Origin of the sequence: Sinomonas notoginsengisoli (genome assembly GCF_021554725.1) — a bacterium.
Lineage (GTDB): Bacteria > Actinomycetota > Actinomycetes > Actinomycetales > Micrococcaceae > Sinomonas > Sinomonas notoginsengisoli.
In genome coordinates, this window is sequence record NZ_JAIZDP010000004.1 from 37008 (window position 1) to 57589 (window position 20582).

General features: G+C 69.4%; 22 protein-coding genes. 7 read left to right on the top strand and 15 right to left on the bottom strand.

The features are described from left to right. Positions 1-94: 94 nt before the first annotated feature. Genes LF262_RS08970 through LF262_RS08980 form a run of 3 tightly spaced genes read right to left on the bottom strand, consistent with a single transcriptional unit; the run spans position 95 to position 2764 of the window. Positions 95-985 carry a glycosyltransferase family A protein gene (locus tag LF262_RS08970; protein WP_235779966.1) on the bottom strand — a complete coding sequence of 297 codons (891 nt, stop codon included), beginning with the start codon at positions 983-985 and terminating at the stop codon, positions 95-97. Continuing rightward, positions 982-2427, bottom strand: a complete 1446-nt coding sequence (locus LF262_RS08975; protein WP_235779967.1) for a PfkB family carbohydrate kinase — start codon at positions 2425-2427, stop codon at positions 982-984. The genes LF262_RS08970 and LF262_RS08975 overlap by 4 nt, the downstream gene beginning before the upstream one ends. Before the next feature lies 1 nt (position 2428). Next, the gene (locus LF262_RS08980) at positions 2429-2764 is read right to left on the bottom strand and encodes an aldehyde dehydrogenase family protein (protein ID WP_235779968.1); all 336 of its coding nucleotides are present in this window, start codon (positions 2762-2764) and stop codon (positions 2429-2431) included. Between the two features lie 276 nt (positions 2765-3040). Here LF262_RS08980 and LF262_RS08985 point away from each other — a divergent pair, with 276 nt between their 5' ends. Then, a complete protein-coding gene (locus LF262_RS08985) occupies positions 3041-4162 on the top strand; it encodes a glycosyltransferase family 9 protein (protein ID WP_235779969.1) in 1122 nt (373 codons plus the stop codon). On the opposite strand, the gene LF262_RS08990 is transcribed toward LF262_RS08985, so the two are convergent. The 7 genes from LF262_RS08990 to LF262_RS09020 form a co-directional block, all read right to left on the bottom strand. Beyond that, complete coding sequence (locus LF262_RS08990; RefSeq protein ID WP_235779970.1) at positions 4159-4893, bottom strand: SDR family oxidoreductase; 735 nt, start codon at positions 4891-4893, stop codon at positions 4159-4161. The two genes, LF262_RS08985 and LF262_RS08990, sit on opposite strands and share 4 nt — an antisense overlap. 64 nt (positions 4894-4957) lie before the next feature. Further along, a complete protein-coding gene (gene rfaE2 / locus LF262_RS08995; RefSeq protein ID WP_235779971.1) occupies positions 4958-6382 on the bottom strand; it encodes a D-glycero-beta-D-manno-heptose 1-phosphate adenylyltransferase in 1425 nt (474 codons plus the stop codon). 1 nt (position 6383) lies between these two features. Continuing rightward, on the bottom strand, positions 6384-7121 hold the full coding sequence (locus LF262_RS09000; RefSeq protein ID WP_235779972.1) for a D-sedoheptulose-7-phosphate isomerase: 738 nt from the start codon (positions 7119-7121) through the stop codon (positions 6384-6386). A 2-nt stretch (positions 7122-7123) separates the two neighbouring features. Beyond that, on the bottom strand, positions 7124-8410 hold the full coding sequence (locus tag LF262_RS09005) for a glycosyltransferase (protein ID WP_235779973.1): 1287 nt from the start codon (positions 8408-8410) through the stop codon (positions 7124-7126). A gap of 45 nt (positions 8411-8455) precedes the next feature. Next, complete coding sequence (locus LF262_RS09010) at positions 8456-9484, bottom strand: glycosyltransferase (protein ID WP_235779974.1); 1029 nt, start codon at positions 9482-9484, stop codon at positions 8456-8458. Further along, positions 9484-10509, bottom strand: coding sequence for a glycosyltransferase family 9 protein (locus tag LF262_RS09015; RefSeq protein WP_235779975.1), 1026 nt, complete (start codon positions 10507-10509; stop codon positions 9484-9486). The genes LF262_RS09010 and LF262_RS09015 overlap by 1 nt, the downstream gene beginning before the upstream one ends. Continuing rightward, positions 10506-11105 carry a D-glycero-alpha-D-manno-heptose-1,7-bisphosphate 7-phosphatase gene (locus tag LF262_RS09020; protein ID WP_372462761.1) on the bottom strand — a complete coding sequence of 200 codons (600 nt, stop codon included), beginning with the start codon at positions 11103-11105 and terminating at the stop codon, positions 10506-10508. Before LF262_RS09020 ends, LF262_RS09015 begins: the two co-directional genes overlap by 4 nt. Before the next feature lie 121 nt (positions 11106-11226). Between LF262_RS09020 and LF262_RS09025 the strand changes: the two genes are divergently transcribed. Next, positions 11227-12171 carry a glycosyltransferase family 9 protein gene (locus LF262_RS09025; protein ID WP_235779977.1) on the top strand — a complete coding sequence of 315 codons (945 nt, stop codon included), beginning with the start codon at positions 11227-11229 and terminating at the stop codon, positions 12169-12171. Positions 12172-12324: 153 nt separating this feature from the next. Here LF262_RS09025 and LF262_RS09030 read toward each other — a convergent pair whose 3' ends face one another. Then, positions 12325-13155: a sigma-70 family RNA polymerase sigma factor gene (locus LF262_RS09030; protein WP_235779978.1), complete on the bottom strand. Its 831-nt coding sequence runs from the start codon at positions 13153-13155 to the stop codon at positions 12325-12327. Between the two features lie 523 nt (positions 13156-13678). On the opposite strand from LF262_RS09030, the gene LF262_RS09035 reads away from it, so the two are divergent. After that, the gene (locus LF262_RS09035; RefSeq protein WP_235779979.1) at positions 13679-14005 is read left to right on the top strand and encodes a hypothetical protein; all 327 of its coding nucleotides are present in this window, start codon (positions 13679-13681) and stop codon (positions 14003-14005) included. Between the two features lie 138 nt (positions 14006-14143). Here LF262_RS09035 and LF262_RS09040 read toward each other — a convergent pair whose 3' ends face one another. Then, the gene (locus LF262_RS09040) at positions 14144-15124 is read right to left on the bottom strand and encodes a DNA topoisomerase IB (RefSeq protein WP_235779980.1); all 981 of its coding nucleotides are present in this window, start codon (positions 15122-15124) and stop codon (positions 14144-14146) included. A 101-nt stretch (positions 15125-15225) separates the two neighbouring features. Between LF262_RS09040 and LF262_RS09045 the strand changes: the two genes are divergently transcribed. Continuing rightward, positions 15226-16059, top strand: a complete 834-nt coding sequence (locus tag LF262_RS09045; RefSeq protein WP_235780173.1) for an SDR family oxidoreductase — start codon at positions 15226-15228, stop codon at positions 16057-16059. 99 nt (positions 16060-16158) lie between these two features. On the opposite strand, the gene LF262_RS09050 is transcribed toward LF262_RS09045, so the two are convergent. From LF262_RS09050 to LF262_RS09060, 3 genes are all read right to left on the bottom strand, one after another. Further along, complete coding sequence (locus tag LF262_RS09050) at positions 16159-16437, bottom strand: DUF2795 domain-containing protein (protein WP_308190512.1); 279 nt, start codon at positions 16435-16437, stop codon at positions 16159-16161. 11 nt (positions 16438-16448) lie between these two features. Beyond that, positions 16449-17051: a hypothetical protein gene (locus LF262_RS09055; RefSeq protein ID WP_235779981.1), complete on the bottom strand. Its 603-nt coding sequence runs from the start codon at positions 17049-17051 to the stop codon at positions 16449-16451. A 79-nt stretch (positions 17052-17130) separates the two neighbouring features. Beyond that, positions 17131-17688 (bottom strand): very short patch repair endonuclease, encoded by a 558-nt coding sequence (locus LF262_RS09060; RefSeq protein ID WP_308190513.1) that lies wholly within the window; start codon positions 17686-17688, stop codon positions 17131-17133. A gap of 139 nt (positions 17689-17827) precedes the next feature. On the opposite strand from LF262_RS09060, the gene LF262_RS09065 reads away from it, so the two are divergent. From LF262_RS09065 to LF262_RS09075, 3 genes are read left to right on the top strand one after another with little or no spacing between them, the layout of a single operon-like run. Further along, positions 17828-18280 carry a hypothetical protein gene (locus LF262_RS09065; protein WP_235779982.1) on the top strand — a complete coding sequence of 151 codons (453 nt, stop codon included), beginning with the start codon at positions 17828-17830 and terminating at the stop codon, positions 18278-18280. Then, complete coding sequence (locus tag LF262_RS09070) at positions 18277-18927, top strand: gluconate 2-dehydrogenase subunit 3 family protein (protein ID WP_235779983.1); 651 nt, start codon at positions 18277-18279, stop codon at positions 18925-18927. The genes LF262_RS09065 and LF262_RS09070 overlap by 4 nt, the downstream gene beginning before the upstream one ends. Next, positions 18924-20582: a GMC family oxidoreductase gene (locus tag LF262_RS09075; RefSeq protein WP_235779984.1), complete on the top strand. Its 1659-nt coding sequence runs from the start codon at positions 18924-18926 to the stop codon at positions 20580-20582. Before LF262_RS09070 ends, LF262_RS09075 begins: the two co-directional genes overlap by 4 nt.

Here is a 20582-nt window from a genome sequence, read left to right on the forward strand (position 1 = left end):
CGATCTGCTCGCTACTCATGGCCGTGATCCTTTCCGCGCCGCGCACCGACCAACCGGGGCCCGCGTAGACTTCTGTTTCCCCTTCAGCTGCGGTTCACACGTCGGAACGGGCTGCGCCCTCAGCGAGGACCTCTGACGCCTCGGCACTGCGGTCGGTCACGGTGGTGGGGCTCTCGAGGTGGACCGCCTGTGAGGGGATGATTCCGGCACCGCCGAATCTCTCCATGACACGCCACTGCGCAACGACATCCTCCCCCGAATGGCCAGGAGGAAGGTCGCGCCAGAAACCGAAGCCGCCGCACACCTCGAGCGCGTCCCGGCGGTACAGGACGCACCCGCCGATCCATGCCACGCGATAAGGCAGCCACTCTCCCGGCTGCAGCCTGCCCTCCTTGCTCAGGTCGGCGGCGAGATGTGCGAGGTTCGCGGCGTTGTGGAGCCGCCATCGCTCAAAGCCCGGCGTCCCTCGGTCCAGGTGTTCGGGCTGCACCGGTCCATCCCACAGCGAGAATTCCCGGACCTCGTCGGGACGCCGATCGTCCAAGTAGGAGAGGCCTTGGACCGCCATCCCCACAAACCCGCAACCGAGCGTCACGAGTGCTTGGTCCAGCGTGCGCACGGCAGAAGGAGCCAGCCACACGTCGTCGTCCAGAAAGAGGATGCGCGGCGCAGAGGAGGCTTCGAGGAGGGTCTGGCGGTGCTCCGCCAGACCCCGGGGCGGGCGGTGCTGCTGGACCCGCACAGCGCGGCCCTGGGCCTCGAGGACCCGCAGCATGGCCTCCGCGGCGGGGTGCGCCCAGTCCGGCGAGCCGTCGCTCTGGTCGCTCACGATGACGCCGAAGTCCTCCGCGTCCTGTGCCGCGAGCCCGGCGAGGGTCGCGGCGAGCTCCGCGGGCCGATGGCGCGTGGGGATGAGGACCTCGAGTGCCGGGGGCGTGGCACACGGTGCGGTGGCAGCCCACTCCTGGGGCCCTCGCCGCGTCATCGCTCGGCCCGCTCGTCGACCGGCTGGGCCAAGCCCCGCTCAACGTATCCGAGCATTTCGAGGCGGCCGCCGACGGCCTCGACCGCGCTCGCCTCGGCGAGCATCTCCGGCAGGTAGTCCCCGCCCTTCACGTAGACATCCGGCTCGAGGACCTCGATGAGCGGGACGGCAGTCTCCGAGTCGAAGATCAGGGCATGGTCCACCGAGGCCAGTGCAGCGACGACCGCTGCACGGTCATCCTCCGCCATCTCAGGGGCCACACCGTGGAGACGCCGAGCCGACTCGTCCGAATTCACGCCCACCACGAGCAGGCCTCCGAGCCGGGACGCCTCCTCGAGGAAGGCGGTGTGCCCGCGATGCAGGCCGTCGAATACCCCATTGGTGAGCACGACGGCGCGTCCCTCCGCCCGCGCCCGGCGTGCGCCTGCGCGCGCGGTGTCGAGGGCACTGACGGACCGGACCGGTCCGCCCGAGAGCGCCACAGCGAGGCGCTCGCCGCTGCACGCCGTCGTGCCGCGGGTCTCCACGACGACGTCCGCCGCGGCTTGGCCCACGTCTGCGGCGACCTCGATCGGCAGTCCTACCGCGAGGGCGTAGGCGAGCCCGGCCACGAACGTGTCGCCCGCACCGACCGCATTCTGCTCCGGTGCTGGGCGGGCACTCGTGGTGTGCGGGGAGCCCGAGCGGCCGAGGAGGATCGTTCCGTCCGTGTCAAGTGTCACGAGCGTGTGCTTGGCTCCTGTGGCGGCTTCGAGTTCGCGGGAACGGGCGGCCGCCCACTCCCGGCGATCGCCACGGGGGCTCGGCTCGCCGAGCAGCGCGGCGGCTTCCTCGGCGTTCGGGGTGGCCACGTCCGCTCCGAGGCTCGTCCAACCGGCGAAGTGCCGCGCGTCCACGACGAGGGCGCGTGCACCACGCCGCAGGGCCACCCGGTCCAGCGCGGCGAGCGCGCCGAGGCCGTAGTCGCACACCACCACCGCGTCCGCTGTGTCCAACACCGCGAGGGCCCGGTCAGCGACCTCCCTCGCCTCGTCCTCGTCAGCGGGCCTGCATGAATCGACGCGCAGGAGAAGGTGCTCCTGGGCGAGCATGCGCGCCTTGACCGACGTCGTCTTCCCGGGCCGGCGCACGAGGCCCCCCGCGCCGTCGCCCGCGCCGACCCCCGCCCCTGAGAGGCACGACGACAGCGCCTCGCCGGGCTCGTCGTCGCCCGCAACCCCGATGAGCACCACCTCGGCTCCGAGCGCCGCGAGGTTGGCAGCCGTATTCGCCGCACCGCCGGGGGCATCGACGGTCCGCTCGATGTCGAGCACTGGTACGGGGCCCTCACGGCACAGCCGGTCGGCCTCGCCCTCGCACCACCGGTCGAGGATCACGTCCCCGAGGACCAGGACCTTGGGCCGACGCGCCGCGAGGGCGGAGACGATGTGGTCTGGGTTCATCTCATACCACCGTTCTGTAATCCGTACGGGCAACGACTGGAGGTTCGAGGTGGACTACCTTGGGGCGGCTCAGCTCGTCGAGCAGCCGGGGCCCGAAGCCCACGGGGCTCCCTGCCTGCGGGAGTCCCGGCGCGTCTGTTCCCGTGGCTCCTTGTGCGAGGCCGTTGACGACCGGAAGCTCCGCCGCAGCGATCTGCGCGTGCGCGATGTCCCGTGTGAGGACGATCCCCAAGGCCCCGCACGGGTACTCGGCGGCCTCGGCAATGGCCTCGTCGAAGCTGTGGACCCGGATCACGGCGAGGACCAGCCCGCGCAGCTCAGCGGCAACCGCCTCCATTGACACTGCGGGGCCGGCCTGGGTGGCCTTGCCGGGGCCTCATCCTGTTCGTTCTCGGATCCGCGCAGTGCTCCTGCGCTCTCTGCCTTCTCCGGCAAAGTGGCGCTCATGGCATTCCTCCTGATCAGACGTGCAGACGGCTATTACCCCGAGGGCCGGCGTCCAAGCCGCCTCGCCGCGCCCCCCCACCGCTGGGGGCCGTACGTGGTGCAGGCGTTTGCCGAAGAGCACCCTCGGGTAGCGCGTGGGAGACAGGACCGCGAAGGAAGGCAGGCCATGGTAGACCGGGACGAACCGTTCAGAGACGTCGCGAGGCGCTTCGAGGACATCAGGAGGATCGCGGTACTCCGCGGAGGCGGCATCGGCGACCTGCTCTCGGCATTCCCGGCGCTCGTGGCACTTAGGGCCACGTATCCCGGCGTGCACATCACACTTCTGACGACGCCGCTCCTCGCTGGCCTGCTCGACGGCCGGCCCGGCCCCTACGACTCCGTGAGGATCGTGCCGGTCTTTCCGGAGGCACCGGCCCCCGAGCGCGTGTTCTGGCGCGACGATCAGGCAACCCTGCGCCTCGTGGACGAGCTCCAGGCCGAACGGCTGGACCTCGCGATCCAGATGCACGGCGGCGGCCGCAACTCCAATCCGTTCGTCCTCGCGCTTGGCGCCGCCCACGCGGTGGGCTGCTCCACGCCCGACGCGCCCCGTCTCGACCGCCAGCTCCCGCACGTCTACTACCAGCGTGAAGTGGAGCGCTGGCTTGAGGTCGCTGGCCTCGCCGGTGCCGCCGTGCAGGACCACGAGCCGCGGTTCCTCACAGTGGGCGAGGACCGAGATGCCGCCCAGCCGTGGCTGGACCCGGAGGCGAGAGGCCTCGTCATCGTGCATCCCGGGGCGAGCGACCCGCGCCGGCGTTGGCCCGCGGAACGGTTCGCGGAGATCGTCGCAGCCCTCGCCCAGGAGGAGTGGCAGGTGCTCCTGGTCGGTGACACCGGCGAGAAGGCGCTTGCGGAGGGGATTGCGGACGACGCCGCCAGGGCGGCTCCCAGCGCGGCGCACCGCATCGGCTCGGCAGCCGGCCGCACCGACCTGCACGGCCTGGTCGGCCTGCTCGACGCCGCACGGCTCGTGATCGCCAATGACAGCGGGCCGCGGCACCTGGCCCAAGCGCTGGGAACGCCCACGGCGTCGGTGTACTGGGGCCCCAATCTCGTCAACGCCGGGCCCCCGCAGCGGCGGCACCATCGGGTGCAGGTGTCGTGGCGGCAGCTCTGCCCGGTGTGCGGCGCGGACGGGACCGACCCCCTGGGCCGGTCCTGCCCCCACGAACAGCCTTGGGTCGCCGACGTGCCTGCCGAGGGCGTGCTCGCGGACGCCCATGACCTGCTGAACGGAGATTAGGGCCAGGAATCCTCCATGGAGCCGGCGACCAGGAGTTCGCGGACCTCGCAGCCGGGAGGCTGGGAGAGCGCGAACAGCACGGAGCGGGCCACGTCCGAGGGCCGATTGAGCGTGGTCCTGTCGTGGGGCTTGTACTCCTCGGGGCGGTCGTCGAAAAACGGTGTGTCCATGCCGCCGGGAATGAGGGTCGTGACACCCACTCGGCCCTTGAGCTCTGCGGCAAGGGCGCGGCTGAACCCGATGATGCCGAATTTCGAGGCGCAATAGGCGGTGGCGCCGGCGGCGCCACGCAGGCCGAGAGTAGAGGCTACCGTCACGACACGCCCGTGCGACCTGGTGAGGTGCGGCAGGGCAGCGCGCACGACTGCGGCGGTCCCCAGGAGGTTGACAGCGATGACGCGCTCCCATTCCTCCCCGGGTACCTCGCTGAGTTCGCCGCAACGGTCCATCCCCGCCGCGCACACCACGGCATCGAGGCCGCCGGTCTCCTCAACGGCGCGCGCTACCGCGGCTTCCGCCGCCTCGCGCTGGGAGAGGTCCACCGTCCATGCCTTCACTCCCTCCGCGGCCGGCTGCCGGTCCAGGACGAGCGGGTGAGCGCCCTCGGCAGAAGCCGCGGCGACGATGGCGGCGCCGAGCCCCGATGCGCCCCCGGTCACGAGGATGCGGGCACCCCGCAGCGGGCTCTGGGCGTCCTGGATCTGCTGGTTCTGGGTCACGGTCTGGGTCATCAGGATCCTTCCTTGGTGGTGATGTGGTCAGGTTGTTCCGGTACGGGCCGATCCGGGCCGCGTCTCAGCTGAGGCTGGCGATCGCCGTGGCGAGGCCCGTCGTCGACCGCCCCGGCTCGAGGGGAATGGTGACTACCTCGCCGCCCCAGCGGCGCAGCAGCTGGGTTTCGGGCAGCTTGCTGGCCTCGTAGTCGGCACCCTTCACCCAGATGTCCGGGCGGAGTTCGCGCAGCAGCTGCTCCGGGGTGTCTTCGGCGAAGACCTCGACCGCGTCCACGCAGCTCAGGCCGAGGAGGAGCTCCACACGGTCCTGCTGGGACATGAGGGGACGGCTCTCGCCCTTGAGGCGGCGGATCGAGTCGTCGGAGTTGACGCAGACGATGAGACAGTCGCCGAGGTCGCGCGCCGCCTCGAGGAGTCGAAGGTGCCCGGCATGGAGGAGATCGAAGCATCCTCCGGCAGCCACGACGCGGCCGCCGAGGCTTTGGACCCTCCGGGCGAGGGAGAATGCCGGCGCTTCCTCTGCCTCGGCGGAGGGCCCGGCCACGAGGCGTGCAGCGCCCTGCGACCCTGCGCCGTCGGCTGCGGCGGGCGGACGGGTCAAGCTGCCCGCGCCGAGCGAGGACACTCCGCCGCGGGCGAGGAACGATGCGGATGCCGAGACAGCCGCCTCGACAGCCGCTTCGATTCCCTTCCCGTCGGCCAGGGCCACCGCGAGCGAGGCCGCGAAGCGATCCCCGGCGCCGCAGGAATCCTCGATCCGCAGACCCGTCGAGGGCGCTGCAATGTGCGTGTCGGCATCGGGGCCGCAGACGAGCGCGCCGCGCTCGGCCAGGGTCACGATGAGCGAGTCTGCCTTCCACTGCAGCCGAAGCTTTCCGGCCGCGCTGGCCACTGCGTCGAGCCCGCTCGCTGCGCGACCCGAGAAGGCGAGCAGCTCGGGCAGGTTCGGCGTCACGGCCGCGGCATGGCTGATGGGGGGCGCACCCTGAGGATGCGGGTCCCAGACCACGGGAACGTGGCGCGCCGCGTCTTCGAGCGCTGCCCGCATCGTCGGGTCGTCTGCGAGGCGGCGCCCGTAGTCGGCCACGACGATGGCGCCGGCATCCGCGAGAGAATCGAGCATCGCATGGTCCACCAGCGGGAAGGGCCGGGGACCGCAGCCCTCATCGATGCGGGCGATCCGCTGGCCGTCCGCGGTGACCCTCATCTTCACGGGGGTCGGACCCTGGAGCTCGCCCGCGCTCAGGTGCACGCGATCCAGCAGCGCACGGAGGCGTTCCGAAGCGTGATCATCGGAAAGCGCGGTCAGGAGCTCGACCTCGTGACCGTCGTCGGCGAGCATGGTTGCCACGAGGCCCGCTCCCCCGGCGCGTTCCTGCCGGTGCGCCACGTCGATGACGGGCGCAGGCGCGTCAGGGCACAGCCGGCCTGCGTGCCCGGTCACGTCGATGTCCATGAGCGTATCGCCCACTACGGCAACTTTCACGTCAGTCCTCCCGTAGTCCCGAGGGCCTCTCGGCGCCCGAGTATTCGCCTGCTACGCAGGCGTCGAAGCATGCACAGAGTGCATGGATGGCGACGAGCTGCGATTCCTGCACGTGGCAGTTCGGCCCGTCGAGGACGAGCGCTTCGTCGACAACGACAGAGAGCGGGTTCGGCCCGGGCCCCGTGAGGGCCCATGTCAGTGCGCCGCACTCGCGGGCTGCACCAGCGGCGGCGAGCAGATTCTGGCTCTTGCCGGAGGTGGAGAGCAAGATGAGGATGTCCCCGGCCCTCGCATGGGCCCGTACCTGACGTGCGAACACCTCGTGGTAGCCGTAGTCATTTCCGATGGCGGTCATGGCGGAGCTGTCGCCGTGGAGCGCGATGGCGGAGAACGGTTGCCGCTCCCCGTCATATCGGCCCACGATCTCAGCCGTGAGGTGCTGGGCCTCCGCGGCGGACCCGCCGTTGCCCGCGGCGAGGAGCCGCGCGCCGCCCGTGAGGCGCTCGGCCAGCAGTCGCCCCCATCTGGCCAGCATCGGCGAGTGGTCCTTGAGCAGCTCGAGGACCTCCATGGACGTGCCGATGTGGGAGGCGACGTCCTGCGCCAGGGACGCCGTTCGATCGGGGCCGGTTAGGGCCAAGGGGGAACCGACGCTCACGACGCCGGGCACGGGCCTGAGGGCGGTACGCCCTCGTCCTGCTGTCTGGGCGCTGTTCACGCCGCGGTGCAGTGGACGCATCCTCAGCTCCCTTCCTCAACGCGCCGAAGCCTCCGCCTGGACCTGGCGACCTCCGGCTCGGGCTGTTCCCAGTGGTCACGCATCGCGCGGTAGATGTGCTCGGTGTCCCCGGCGATCCTGTCCCACGTGTACCGTGCCCGGGCGCGTTCCACGCCAGCCTCGCCGAACCTGGACCGGAGCTGGGGATCATCCGCGAGCGTGCAAATGGCCTCGGCGAGCGCCGCGGGATCCTTCGGCGGCACGTGGAGGCCGGTGACGCCATCGACCGTTGTCTCGGCGAGCCCGCCGACGGCGGCGACGATGGTAGGAACGCCACTGGCCATCGCCTCAAGGGGCACGATGCCGAAGGGCTCGTACCACGGGCAGCACACGGCAGCGTCCAGGCTCCGCGTGAGAGCCGGCATCTCGTCCCGCGGGACCTGCCCCGTGAAAATGACCTGACGGGAGACTCCGAGCGAGTCGGCGAGGTCGCGGAGCCTGCGCACCTCGGGGTCAGAGGCGACGTGGTCTTTCGTCAGCGACCCGCCCACCACGAGGAGTTCGATGTCAGTTCGGCCGGAGGCGGCGAGGCGGCCAAGCGCCTCGATCACGGTGTCCACTCCCTTGCGCGGCACGAGGCGTCCAATGGTCGCGATCCTGAAACGGTGTCCGCGCTCGCGGACCGGCCCGTCTGGCCTGAAGACCTGAGTATCGACACCACAGGGCGCGATGGAGATACGCTTACGGCCCACGCCCAGCGCACGCAGCTCGAAGGCTTCGTCAGGGCAGGTCGCGATGACCCGGTCCACCGAGCGAGCGACCCACGGCTCGAGGAACTCGCGCTCCGGCGGGCTCGTGTCTGCGACGCCCTGATGCCTGCGCTTGACGATTCCCAGCGCGTGGAAGGTCTCAGCCACGGCCGGCGGCTGGAAGCCCCGGTCCTGAAGCTTCGCGACCCCTTCGATGCAGGCCACGCCCGACATCCAGAAGTGCCCGTGGACAACATCGGGGACGTTCTCGGCCCAGTAGTCCGCGAGGTGGTCACCGAACTCGGGGATGAAGGGAAGGATCTTGTCCTTGACAATCTCACGGGGAGGACCGGCATCGACGTTGACGAGGCAGACTCCGTTCGAGAGCATCTGCTCCCAATGGAGCCGCGCGCTGTCACGGCGTGTGAACACGGTGACCGAGTGGCCACGTCTGACCAGCGCGGCGGAGAGTTCCGCCACGTGCACGTTCTGCCCGCCAGCATCCTCTCCGCCGATCGCGGCGAGTGGACTGGCATGCTCCGAGACCATTGAGATCTTCATGGTTGTTCTCCTTCCGGCTTGAAGGCGTCCATAGGCGCGTCCATCTCACCGGACCTCCGCACGGGCTGGGATCAATGGGCTGCCCGACGAGGCCGGCGCGGTGCGTCGCCCGAGCACCACGTCACTGAGCACCTCATCCCAGTCCTTGAGGAACCGTCCGAGTCCGTAGCGGGCCAAGGCGGCTTCACGGGCGATCAGACCTGCCTCGCGGGCCTTGTTCGGGTGCGAGAGCAGGCGCTGTGCGGCGGCGGCGAGCTCACCAGGGTCCGAGCTCACGCAACCGGCCCCGGCGGGCACCGCACGCCAGACCTCGGTGGCACCGATGGCGAGCACCGGCATGGCCAGCATCATGGCCTCTATGAGGGCGAGGCCGAGCGAGGTCCAGCGGAAGGGGTGCAGGTAGGCCCGGCGCCGGGCGAGCTCGAGGTGCAGGCGGTCTGGGGCGAGGTCTCCGGCCCAGGACAGCCGCCCCGCCGCGATTCCCGCGGCCGCTTCCAGCCCGTCACCGGCCATGCCGAAGACGTCCAGCGGTGAGACCTCGGCGAATCGCGGGAGCAGGTCGGTGCCTGCGACCCTGCCGCGCCGCACGGGCTCGTTCACCACGACGCCGAGCCGGGCGAGCTCCCCGGTGTACATCGGCCCTGGATCCTGGACTCCGTGTTCGACGACGTACACCGGGGCACGTCCGCTGTCCCACATGAGGGCGTTGAAGTGGGTCACATGCACGATCGGGATCTCCGCTTGGCCCGCCAAGGGGTGGCGGGTATCGGGAACTCCCCCTCGCGGGGTGTTGTGCTCGACGTACACCGCTGGCAGGTCGGCCCCCGGCAGCCGACCTGTCAGCGAGCGTACGAGTTCAATCTCGTCGAGCCGCTGGAGCACCACGGCGTCGATCCGGCCCGCGCTCTCGGCGAGCTGTTCCGCTGTGGCCTCCACAGCGGAGGGCCATTGCCTCCCTGCGATGCCAAGGCCTTTGGCGCTGTCCTGGGGGTCAACGGGCAGGATGTACTCGTGGCTTCCGCGGACGAATCCGTCCATCCAGCCGCCGTGCATGTGCCACGCAAGAATGCGCATTAGGCCACCGCCCCGGTCTCGGCGCCCAAGAGTTCCCGAACGGCGGTCAGAACATGTTCGGCGCGGACGTCGCTGAGGCACGGATGCCCAGGAATCGGACAGATCCGAGCGCGGGTGCCCGAGCATGCAGCGGTCTGGTCGCCGAGCACCACGACTGGTGCTCCCCTCGGCTTCCATACTCCCGGGGGCACGACGGGCGCGAAGAGGCTCACCACGGGTGTGCGCGTCGCCGCCGCCAGATGGGCCGGGCCGGTGTTTCCTGCCACGACCACGCTCGCGCCTTCCAAGAGGTCCACGAGGGCGGGCAGGCTCGTACGGCCTCCGAGGTCGATCCCCTGGGAGCCTGCCACCCGGGCGGTGAGCGCCCGCTCGTCGGGGCCGCCGGTGACGACGACCTGCATGCCGGTGGCCGCGAGCAGTTCGACTAGCGCTGCGCAATGTTCGGCGGGCCAAGCCCGGGCAGGGGCATCCGCGCCAGGGTGGACAACGACATATGCGCCGGTCGGTCGGATCCCGCTGTGGCGCTGGGGAGCGAGGGCCGGGAGCCCGTCGTCGTCCGCGGGCAGTGAGAAGCCCGCCGCGGCCGCGATGCCGAGGGCACGGTCCACCTCGTGGACAGACCACGGGAGCTGGCGGGTAGTCACGCGAACGTCGATGAGCGAGCCCGGGTAGTCCTCGGAGAGAGCGGTGATGCGAGGCACCCCGCACAGCCTCAGTTCGAGGGCCAGAGGCAGCGGTGACTGGTGGAAAGAGGTGAAGATGACTGCCTCATCAGGGGCTATGTCGGTGATGAGGCGCTCGAGCCGGCGCAGGTGGCGCGGGCTTGCCTCGGCGGCAGGGTTGCCGATCCAGGGGCAGTCCCACTCGCTGACGTGCTGCACGTGCGGCAACAACCGCGCAGCGGCCGCTCCGCGCGGACCTGTCAGCAGGAACGGCTCGGCCCGGGTCGCGATCGCCCGGACAGCCGGGCCTGCCATGACCACGTCTCCAAGGCTGTCGAGCCTGACCGCGAGGACCCGCTTCATGCGGCACTGCTCATCGCGGAAGCACCACTGTCGGGGTCCGGGGATGCGGCTGCGGAGGCCATGTCGGGTCCGAGCGCGAGGGTCAGGGCAGACCACAGGTCGCCCGCCACGGCCGGCGCGTCGAGGACTTCGCGACGCAGGGTAGTGGGGCTGGGCACCATGATGCCGCGGGCACCGGCGCGCAGTGCGGCCGTCATGTCCGCACCGATGTCCCCGATGACGACAACCTCCTTGGGGCTCACGCCGAGGTCACGGCAGGCGGCAAGCACAAGTCCCGGACGCGGCTTGCGGCAGGCACAGCCGTCGTCAGGAGCGTGCGGGCAGACCTGCCACGTGTCGAACGGGCCCAGGATCTCCTCGACACGGGCATTGACGGAGCGCATGTCATCCATGCCGATCTTGCCGAGGGCCACCGCGGACTGATTCGTGACGACACCCGTGCGCAGGCCGAGTGAACGCAGACGCTCGAGTGTCTGCTGGGCCCCGGGCATCGGGGTCACGAGCTCAGGGTCCCCGTTGTAGGGGACGTCCACGACAAGCGTGCCGTCGCGGTCAAAGAGCACCGCAGCGGGAGTCAGCTTGCGTTCATGGTCCATCATCTTCATGGAGAAGAAGTGCCCGAGCCGCAGTAGACTAAACGGATCTGACGGGAGTTCTCCTCCTTCTAGCTCAAGCCGCGGGCACAGATTGTTGCGTCGTTTGCCTCAAGGAGTTGCCGTGGACAAGCCTCATCGACCCGTTCTCCTCGTCCTCCGTGCGCTCAAGCTCGGGGATCTCCTCGTCGCGGTCCCAGCGCTCCGCGGCCTCAGGCGAGGCTTTCCCGATCACGAACTCGTGCTCGCGGTCCCGGGCTGGCTCAGCCCCGTGCTGCCACTCATCGGAGGCATCAACCGGCATCTGGCTACGCCGGGCCTCGATGATCCTCTGCCTTGGGAGGGCACGGTAGACGTGGCGGTCAACCTCCACGGCAACGGTCCCGAGAGCCGCGGGCGTCTCGAACAGCTCTCTCCGACGTATCGGATCGGACACGCGGCGCCGGGCTGGAGCGGTCCCACCTGGGATGACGATCTCCACGAGCGGGACCGCTGGGTTCGTCTGGTGAACTGGCACGGCCTCGCTGCAGAGGCGAATGACTACCGCCTGTGCCCGCCGGAGGTGTCGGCACCTCTCGAGGATGCGACCCTCCTCCACGTCGGCGCCGCACACGGGAGCCGCCAGTGGCCCGTCGAACGGTTCGCCGATGTCGCGGCGGTCCTGGCCCTGCGCGGGCACCGGGTCGTGATCACCGGCGGCCGCCAGGACCTGCTCCGGGCGACGGCCGTGGCCAAAACCGCCGGACTTCCGGAAAGCGCCTGCGTGGCCGGGCGCTGGGAGCTCGATGAGTTCGCGGCAGCCATTGCCGCAGCACGGTTGGTCATCACGGCGGACACCTCGGCCGGCCATCTGGCCACCGCCTATGGAACGCCGTCAGTGGTCCTGTTCGGCCCCGCCGCGCCAGAGCACTGGGGCCCGCCAGCCGATGGACCGCACATCGTCTTGACCGACGCCGAGGTACGGGCCGGCGAACCGTTCGCAGAAGTACCCGACCCGGCGATCCTGGCCGTCCTTCCGGGGCACGTTCTCGACGCGGTGGACAGCCTTGAGGCGCACGACGCCGCATGATCACCGCGGGGGCAGGCCGCCCCTTCTGACACATCACCTCCGCTGAGGCAGCATTCTCCGGCCCGCCGACACAAATGACGGGAGCGAGCCCTGAGGCTCGGCTCCCGTCATTCAGCGCTCGTTCTTCCAGCGCCTTGTCCTTCAGGTGTCCTGCTAGGCGGCCATGCGCCGACGCAGCCTGTCGAGCAGCCGCTTGAGGAGGCGGGAGACCTGCATTTGGCTGACACCCAGCTCCGCCGCGATCTGGTCCTGGGTCATCTCGTTCACGAAGCGAAGCTGCAGAAGGCGCCTGTCGTCCACGGACGCGTCCGAGAGGGCCGCCTCAAGGGCATCAATCTGCTCGACACGCTCGTAGCCAGGGTCCTCCCCGCCGAGGATCACCATGACCCGGCGTTCCTCAGGATCATCGGACATGTCGCCATGCTCGACCGGTTGGCCGACCATGGCCGCGTCTGCAATCTGGGCGTCCGCGACATCGCTTGCCGGCACTCCGGCCGCCGTGCTCAGCTCCGCAGTGGACGGTTCGTGGCCGAGCTCCTGTGCGAGCCCCGGCCGGAGAGCGTTGACCTTGAGCCGGAGTTCCTGAAGGGCCCGGGGCGGCCGGACCACCCATGACTGGTCGCGCAGGTAGCGCTTCAGTTCACCGTTGATGGTTGGGACCGCATAGGGCACAAATCCGTGGCCCAGGGATTCCTTGTACCGCTGGGCGGCCTTGATGAGCCCTAGTCGAGCCACCTGGCGCAGGTCATCGGCATCGTGCCCTACACACCGGAACCGTCTGGCGAGGGCATCTGCCACTCCGAGGTACTCGAGCGCCAGCTTTCCCGCTGCCCGTGCGCTGGCCGGCGTCAATGGCGAAATGGACGAGCGAACGGCGGAGGTCGGCAGCGGCCGGCTCCTGAGAGCATCCTCGGGCACACCGGCGATGACCGGATCGAATGGAACTGCCGACAGGTCGCCCTGCCGCTTCTCAACATTTTTCATTGCGAGTTTCCTCCTCGCTGGGGTCAGAAAAAACCTATGGAACGCTAGGCCGACCCTCCTCAGAATCGACGATCCGCGCCACAGAAATCACGGATCCGGAGATTAGGGCTCGAGTGGGGGGAGATTAAGGCTCGAGAGCGGACTGATGGCCAGAAATGCTTGGGCGTCAAACACCGAGGCAGGTTCCGCCAGTGATGAGGATGCGGCGGCCTTCGAGTCGCGCCGCTTCAGGGGTGGAGACGATGAACTCCAATGTCAGCGGCCAACAATTTCTACTTTCGGCTGCGAAGGTGGACGCCAACTGCTTGACTCCAACTCAACAGTAGGCACACTCGCACTCAGCCTTCAAGGGTTCGAGGAGAAGTGTCACTGGCCCTCGCTGCCCCTGAGAGGACCACTACTGGCGGCGTTTCCCAGTTTGCGCACATTTCTACTGGTGCAGATCCATCGCTGGCTAGGGCACAAATCCGCTCGAGCTGAGGGGGTTTTGAGGAGGCGGCATCGCGGGTATTAGGTACCAATGATGCAGGACAACGCGCCCCACGAGCCCGAGCAGCTAGCCACTGACGGCCGGGCTGGAAAGCCCGTCCCACGTCCCAAGGACGACGCCGTGACGTCGCCAGAGGACGTCACACCGTCGTCCCAGGGCCTCGGTGCCGTCTACGGAGATGCCAACCGCACCCCCCACCCAGGCCCCGTCAAACCACCGAGCCCCGAGGATCAGGAGCGCATGGACGCTATCGCCGAAGAGTACGTGGTCGAGACGACCGAGGACGGCGAAGCTTACCTCTTCCCTCGCGATGCCGATACTGAGTCGCCAGCAACCACGGATCAGTACCCTGACAGCTAGCCGGGCTGACCAGAGGTACCCCCTTATACCGGTGCCTGGCCGGGGGCTGGGGCTTCGGCCAGGCACCACTCTTCACCTCTCATCGCACGTCCGCCTCTCCGCTCGTGCTTCGCGGGCGAGGACACCTGCGGGTACCTCTCAGGTGCCCGGGCCCGTGCGCGGCGACGAGGCTAGGGTCTTGGCCAATTCGGCGTCCGAGACCTTGCCCGCCCGACCTGCAAGCTTGGTCCCCTCGTGATACGCCAAGAGCAGTCTGGGGTCCACGTAGGAGCCGCGGGCGACGGCCGAGGTGTTGTGCAGCCACTCAGCGGCGGCCCCGATAGCAGCGCGCCAGGCCTGGTCCGCGTCGGAACCTTTCTCCCGCTCACGGGCCAGAGTTTCGGCGGCCACCACCGTCCCTCGCCACGTGCGGAGGTCCTTCGCGCTGACCCCCATGCCGGCTCGGCCCCTCAGGTAGCCGTTGAGGGCCTCGGCGCTGATCGGCTGAACGCCGTTGCCCTCCTCGAAGCCAATGGCGCGGCTTGTGCGAGAGCCGTCGGCGCGTTCGGCGAAGTAGGCGGCCAGATCGGCATCGTGCAGATCGACAGCCCACCGCATTCCCGACTTGCCCGGGAATCGGAAGGTAACCACCGCGCCATCGACGCTCACGTGCCGGCGCTGCAATGTCGTGACCCCGAACGAGCCATTCTGCTGAACGTAGCGCCGGCTTCCCACGCGGAAACCCGCCCGGTCCACGAGACGCAGGGCGACCGCAAGTGCTTGCTCCCTTGCACCGTGCCGGCCGCGCAGATCCTCGGTGACGGCACGGCGGATCGCCGGCAGGCGCCGGGCAAGCGCAAGAGCGCGGTCGAACTTCCGCGCGTCCTGCCGGGCGCGCCAAGCATGGTGGTAGAGGTACTGCTTGCGCCCCGCGGCGTCGATTCCAGTGGCCTGGATGCGGGCCTGTTCGGACCCGGCGATCCGCACATGCCGCCAGGCCGGTGGAATGGCGAGCGCGTCGATCCGCGCCAACACCTCGGGCGCGTCGACGCGCTCGCCCTCCTCATCCCGATAGATGAACCCTTTTCCGGCGCGGCGTCGGATGAACACGCCGCGCGCCGATCGACTGCGACGCGTCATGGACGCACTACTACCCCTAGCCCGACCAGCACAATCCGAAAGGAACACCTGTGGACACATCCCAGCCGGAGGACCCCCGTCAAGCCCGCGACACCGGAAGCATGCCTGAGCAGCAGCAGGAGCCGCCGGGCACCACCGAGGCAACGGTTCCGCATCCTGACCACGGAGAGCGCACGTACAAGGGACACGGCCGCCTCGAGGGCCGCTCGGCCCTCATCACCGGAGGCGATTCGGGGATCGGCCGCGCCGTGGCCATCGCCTTCGCGCGCGAGGGTGCGGATGTAGCCCTCACGTACCTGCCGGAGGAGGCCAAGGATGCTGCCGAAGTGGCCGACCAGGTCCGAGAAGCCGGCGCCCGTGCCGAACTGCTCGAGGGCGATCTGAGGGACGAGGGCTGGACGTCCTCGCTGCCAGAGCGCGTACTCGACTCGCTCGGCAAACTTGACATCGTCGTCCTGAATGCGGCCTATCAGCAAGAGCGGGACGGGATCGACGCGGTGCCCACCGAAGAGTTCGATCGGGTGCTCCGCACGAATCTCTACAGCCAGTTCTGGATCCTGCGCTCAGCCATACCGCACCTGAAGGCGGGTGCCTCGATCATCATCACCAGCTCTATCCAGGCCGTGCAACCCTCGCCGACGCTGTTCGACTACGCGATGACCAAGGCAGCCCAGGTAGCCCTCGTGAAGGCGCTCGCACCCGTGCTCGGCGAGAAGGGCATCCGCATCAACGCGGTGGCCCCTGGGCCCGTATGGACCCCGCTGATTCCCGCGACCGGGTGGCCAGGACACGTCCCGGAGTTCGGCAAGGATTCACCGCTCGGGCGGCCCGCACAGCCGGCGGAGCTCGCGCCCGCGTATGTCCTGCTCGCCTCCGAGGAGGCAAGCTACATCTCCGGGTCCGTGTACCCGGTGACCGGCGGAAAACCGTTCTGACGCCAGTCTTCGCTTGACCATGAGAGAGCGCCGGCCCCGACGGGACCGGCGCTCCTCACGTCAGCTCAGCGGGACACCCGCCCAGCGAGCACTGAGCGCTCACCCCGCGTCAAAGCGATCTCCTCCGCGCTCAGCCTCGTCGCCCGTGTCGGAACGGTCCTCTGAGCTGCGCTCCGGATGGTTGCCGGCATCGGAAATGGCCTGGCTCACCTCGGTCGGCTTGGCGTAGGAGCCGTCCGGGATGCCGATGAGCGCCCGCAGCACGTTGCTGTCTGCGCCCTGCTGCTTCGCGGCGTCGACGAGGGTCGACTTCTCGGCAGGGTAGTCGACCCCCGCTAGGAACTTCTGGATTTGGATTGGATTCTCGGTGTTGCTCATAGGGTCCTTCCTCAGCGATGGTCTCGGTTCTGGCGAACGTCGTGCGCGCCGTCGTCGCGAGTCGCCTCTGTGGGCCGGTCTTCGCGGACAACGCGCTCGCGGTCGTCACCCTTCGTGCTAGCGTCACGGTCGTTCGGCCGGTCGCCCTCACGCGGGACGCTGCGGTCGGTGTCATGCCGGATGCCGCGATCGCGCCCGTCCGGCGCCGTGCGGTCGGCGTCGTCTGGGACGGCACGACGACCATGGGTCCCGCGCCGGTCGCTGTCGTCACCCGACCGGTCGGGGTCGATCTCGTCGGCCTTGCGGCGCTGCTCGTCGATCCGCTCGCGATCGCTTCGCGCGCTCTCATTGCGCTCATGAGCCTGCTGGCGGAGGCGGGCGGCCTCCACTTCGGCGCGCTCGGCCCGTGCCTGCGCCTCGTGGCTCTTCGCCTCCCGTTCGCGCACGTCGAGCTCACGGGCGTGGGCCTCGGCCCGAAGATCATTGGCCTTCTCGCGCTGTTGCCGGCGGTGTGCCTCAGAGCGCCGGCGCGAAACCATGACCGCGACGACGATCGCGATGATCACGATGATCGCGACGATGACGATGAGCCAGGTCAGCTGGGTGGGATCCATCGAGTACCTCCTGGGGTAGACCTCTTGCACTGTTTACCCCCCGCCGGGAGAACCAATCACTCCCCGTCGAGAGCCAGGCCTAGGGTCGATGTTCCCTCACGGCAGCTGCGATCGCTTCGGCCACCTGGCCCGGGTCCTCGTGGCTCCAGAAGCGGAGCACCTGCCAGCCGGAGGCGGCGAGCGCCGCGGTGGTCTCGATGTCCCGTTCCCGATTGCGTGCGATCTTGGGCCGCCAGTAGTCCACATTGCTCGCAGGCTCGATGTAGTGCTCTGGGCAGCCATGCCAGTAGCACCCGTCGATGAATACTGCGACGCGCGCCCGTGTGAACACGAGGTCGGCGGTGCGGCGGAGGGCTGGCTCGGGCCGGCGATCGACGCGGTACCGCAGCCCCATCGCGTGCACTGCGCGGCGCACCCTGAGCTCGGGGGCGGTATCCCGCGAGCGGTTGCCGAGCATGGTCTTGCGGACCGCAGGAGTCGTGGCCCAGGAGGGCGCCCCTGCGGTTCCCCGGCCCGTGCCGACCGTTCCCCGGCCCGTGTCAGCCATCCCATCGGGAGAGGACGACGCCGGTGACCGACCCGCGGCGGACGGCCCAACGGCGTCGTGCGTCCCTTCCGGCGCTCCAGCCTGGCTCATGCGGCCAGCGTACGCCGGCCCGGCGATCCCATTCCGCGATGGGTGAGACCGACCCGTTTCGGGGGGCCCCGCCGGGGTATGCAGGAAAAAAGAGGCAGGCCGGAAGGCCACACCCATCCGCAGTGAAAGGAAGGGCTCCATGAATGCCGTCAGTGCACATGCGCCCCGCGGAATCCAGCGGCTCGTTCGCAACGTCGAGACCGGCCGGTTCGAGCGCACACTCTCTGGGCTCACCGCGGCAGGCGCGCTCGTGACCGCAGCCGAGATCTACCTTGAGCACGACCGGGCGAGCTTCGGCAATCCTTGGATGTGGGCTCCCGTGGTTCTCGGGCCGATTGGTGCGGCCGCGGGGGTTGCCGGTGTGGTCAGCGCCCGGATGGCGCACACCGCTCTTCCGCTCGCAAGCGCGGCGATCATCGCGAACGGGCTCCAGGGCACCTACCTGCACCTGAGGGGCATCGCCCAACGTCCGGGAGGATTCAGGGAGTTCCGCTACAACGCCGAGGTGGGGCCGCCGCTTCTCGCCCCGCTGCTCGTGACCCTCGTCGGTGGGATGGGCCTCCTTGCGTCCATCCTGAGGCGGGAACCGTGAGCCTGACGCTCGGTGCGAGCGACGAGGGCGGTCGCTTTCCCGGCCAGAATTCCCTCGATCAGCGGGACCACTGGGACGAGACGACTGCAGCGCTCATCCTCGCCCGGACCGACCATCCTCCTGAGGTGTGCTTCTTCACCGCCGAAGAGGAGGGCGTCGCATCCGCCCTCCTGGACTGCCTCGTGGGTCAAGACCACGCGGACCCCGACTCCTCCGACGGGATGTCGGCTGCACCGCACGTGCCCCTCGTCAACCTCGTCGATGCGCGTCTGGCGGCCGGTGAGACGGACGGCTGGCATTATGCGAATCTCCCCGAGGATGAGGAGGTGTGGCGCCGCACCGTCCGCTACCTCGACGAGGATTCGCGCGAGCGCTACGGTGCCGGGTTCGCCGGAGTCACGCGTGAGCAGCAGGAGGCCCTCCTCGAAGCCGTGCACTCGTCCGCGGACACCTGGCATGGCCTTCCTACGCGGCGGCTCTGGGACCTGTGGCTGCGGTATGCGTGCACGGCGTTCTACTCCCACCCCTCGCTGTGGGACGAGATCGGCTTCCCCGGCCCGGCCTATCCGCGCGGGTACGGGAATCTGGGGCTCGACCGCCGCGAACGATTTGAGGTGCCGGACGCCCGTCCGGGTGAGCAGGCGTGAGCTCCCTGAGTTCGGTTCGCGCCCGCAACGCCTCGGCGTGGCTCCTGTCCCCGGCGAGCCCCGACCTGACGGAAGGCATGCGGCGGTTCGCGGACGAGGACGTCGTGGACCTCGTGATCGTGGGCAGCGGCGCGGGCGGGTCCACCCTCGCACAGCGCCTCGCACGCGCGGGCTGGAGCGTCGTGGTGCTCGAAGCGGGCCCGTTCTGGAACCCCGACCGTGACTGGGTGAGCGACGAGGCCGGGTCCCACCGGCTCTATTGGACCGAGCCACGAGTGATCGACGGCGAGGACCCGGTACCGCTCGGCTCCAACAACTCCGGCCGTGGTGTGGGCGGATCCATGGTGCACTTCGCCGGCTACACACCACGGTTCCACCCAAGCGACTTCCAGACGCAGACCCTCGACCGCGTCGGGGCCGACTGGCCGGTGGCCTACGAGGACCTGCGCCCGTACTACGCGGACATCGAGGAGGAGCTCCCGGTGGCCGGGCAGGACTGGCCGTGGGGCGATCCACACCGCTACCCGCACTCGCCGCACCCGGTGGGCGGCAATGGAGAGGTGCTCCTGCGGGGGGCGCAAGCCTGCGGAATCGAGGCCCGTGTCGGCCCTGTGGCAATCTCCAACGGCCGTTTCGGCCACCGCCGGCACTGCATCTACCGTGGCTTCTGCCTCCAGGGCTGCAAAGTCGATGCGAAGGCCTCGCCCCTCGTGACCCACGTCCCGGATGCGATCGCGCACGGCGCGGAGATCCGGGCCGATTCGACGGTGACCCGGATCGAGGTCGACCCGCGCATCGGGCTGGCGACGGGAGCGCATTACGTGCACGGCGGCGTCGACCGCTTCCAGAAGGCCCGCAATGTGGCCATTGCGGCGTACTCGATCGAGACGCCGCGCCTCCTGCTGAACTCGGCGTCGACGCGCTTCCCCGACGGGCTGTGCAACGACCATGACCTCGTGGGCCGTTACCTCATGGTCCAGGGTGCACCGCAGACGGGCGGCCGCTTCGAAAAGGAGGTGCGCATGTACAAGGCGCCACCTCCCGAGGTGAGCACGGAGGAGTACTACGAGACGGACCCGTCCAAGCCCTACAAACGCGGCTACTCGATTCAGACCGTCTCCCCCCTTCCCATCACCTGGGCCGAGCACATCGCGGCACAGGGCCACTGGGGAAAGGAGCTGCGGCGGAGGATGACGGACTACCTGCACTGGGCCTGTCTGGGCGCGCTGTGCGAATTCCTCCCGCTGCCCGATAACCGGGTCACGCTCGACTCCGAGACTGACCGCCGTGGCATGCCCGTTGCCCGGTTCACCTACAGCCGCTGCGGCAATGACCGCCGACTCATGACCGCTGCACGAGAGACGATGGAGCAGATCCTCAAGGCAGCGGGCGCGAGTGATGTGGTCACGATCGAACGGTACGCGCACCTCGTCGGAGGAGCCCGCATGGCGCGGGATGAGCAGCACGGCGTGGTCGACGCCGACTCCCGCACTTTCGCCGTACCGAACCTTCTCATCACGGACGGCAGCATCCTTCCCACCCAGGGAAGCGCCAACCCCGCCCTGACCATCATGGCCCTCGCGGCGCGGACGGCCGCCCGGCTCGTTGCCGGCGCCCGGGTTGGCACGCGTCAACCAGTAAAGGAGAGCAGCTGA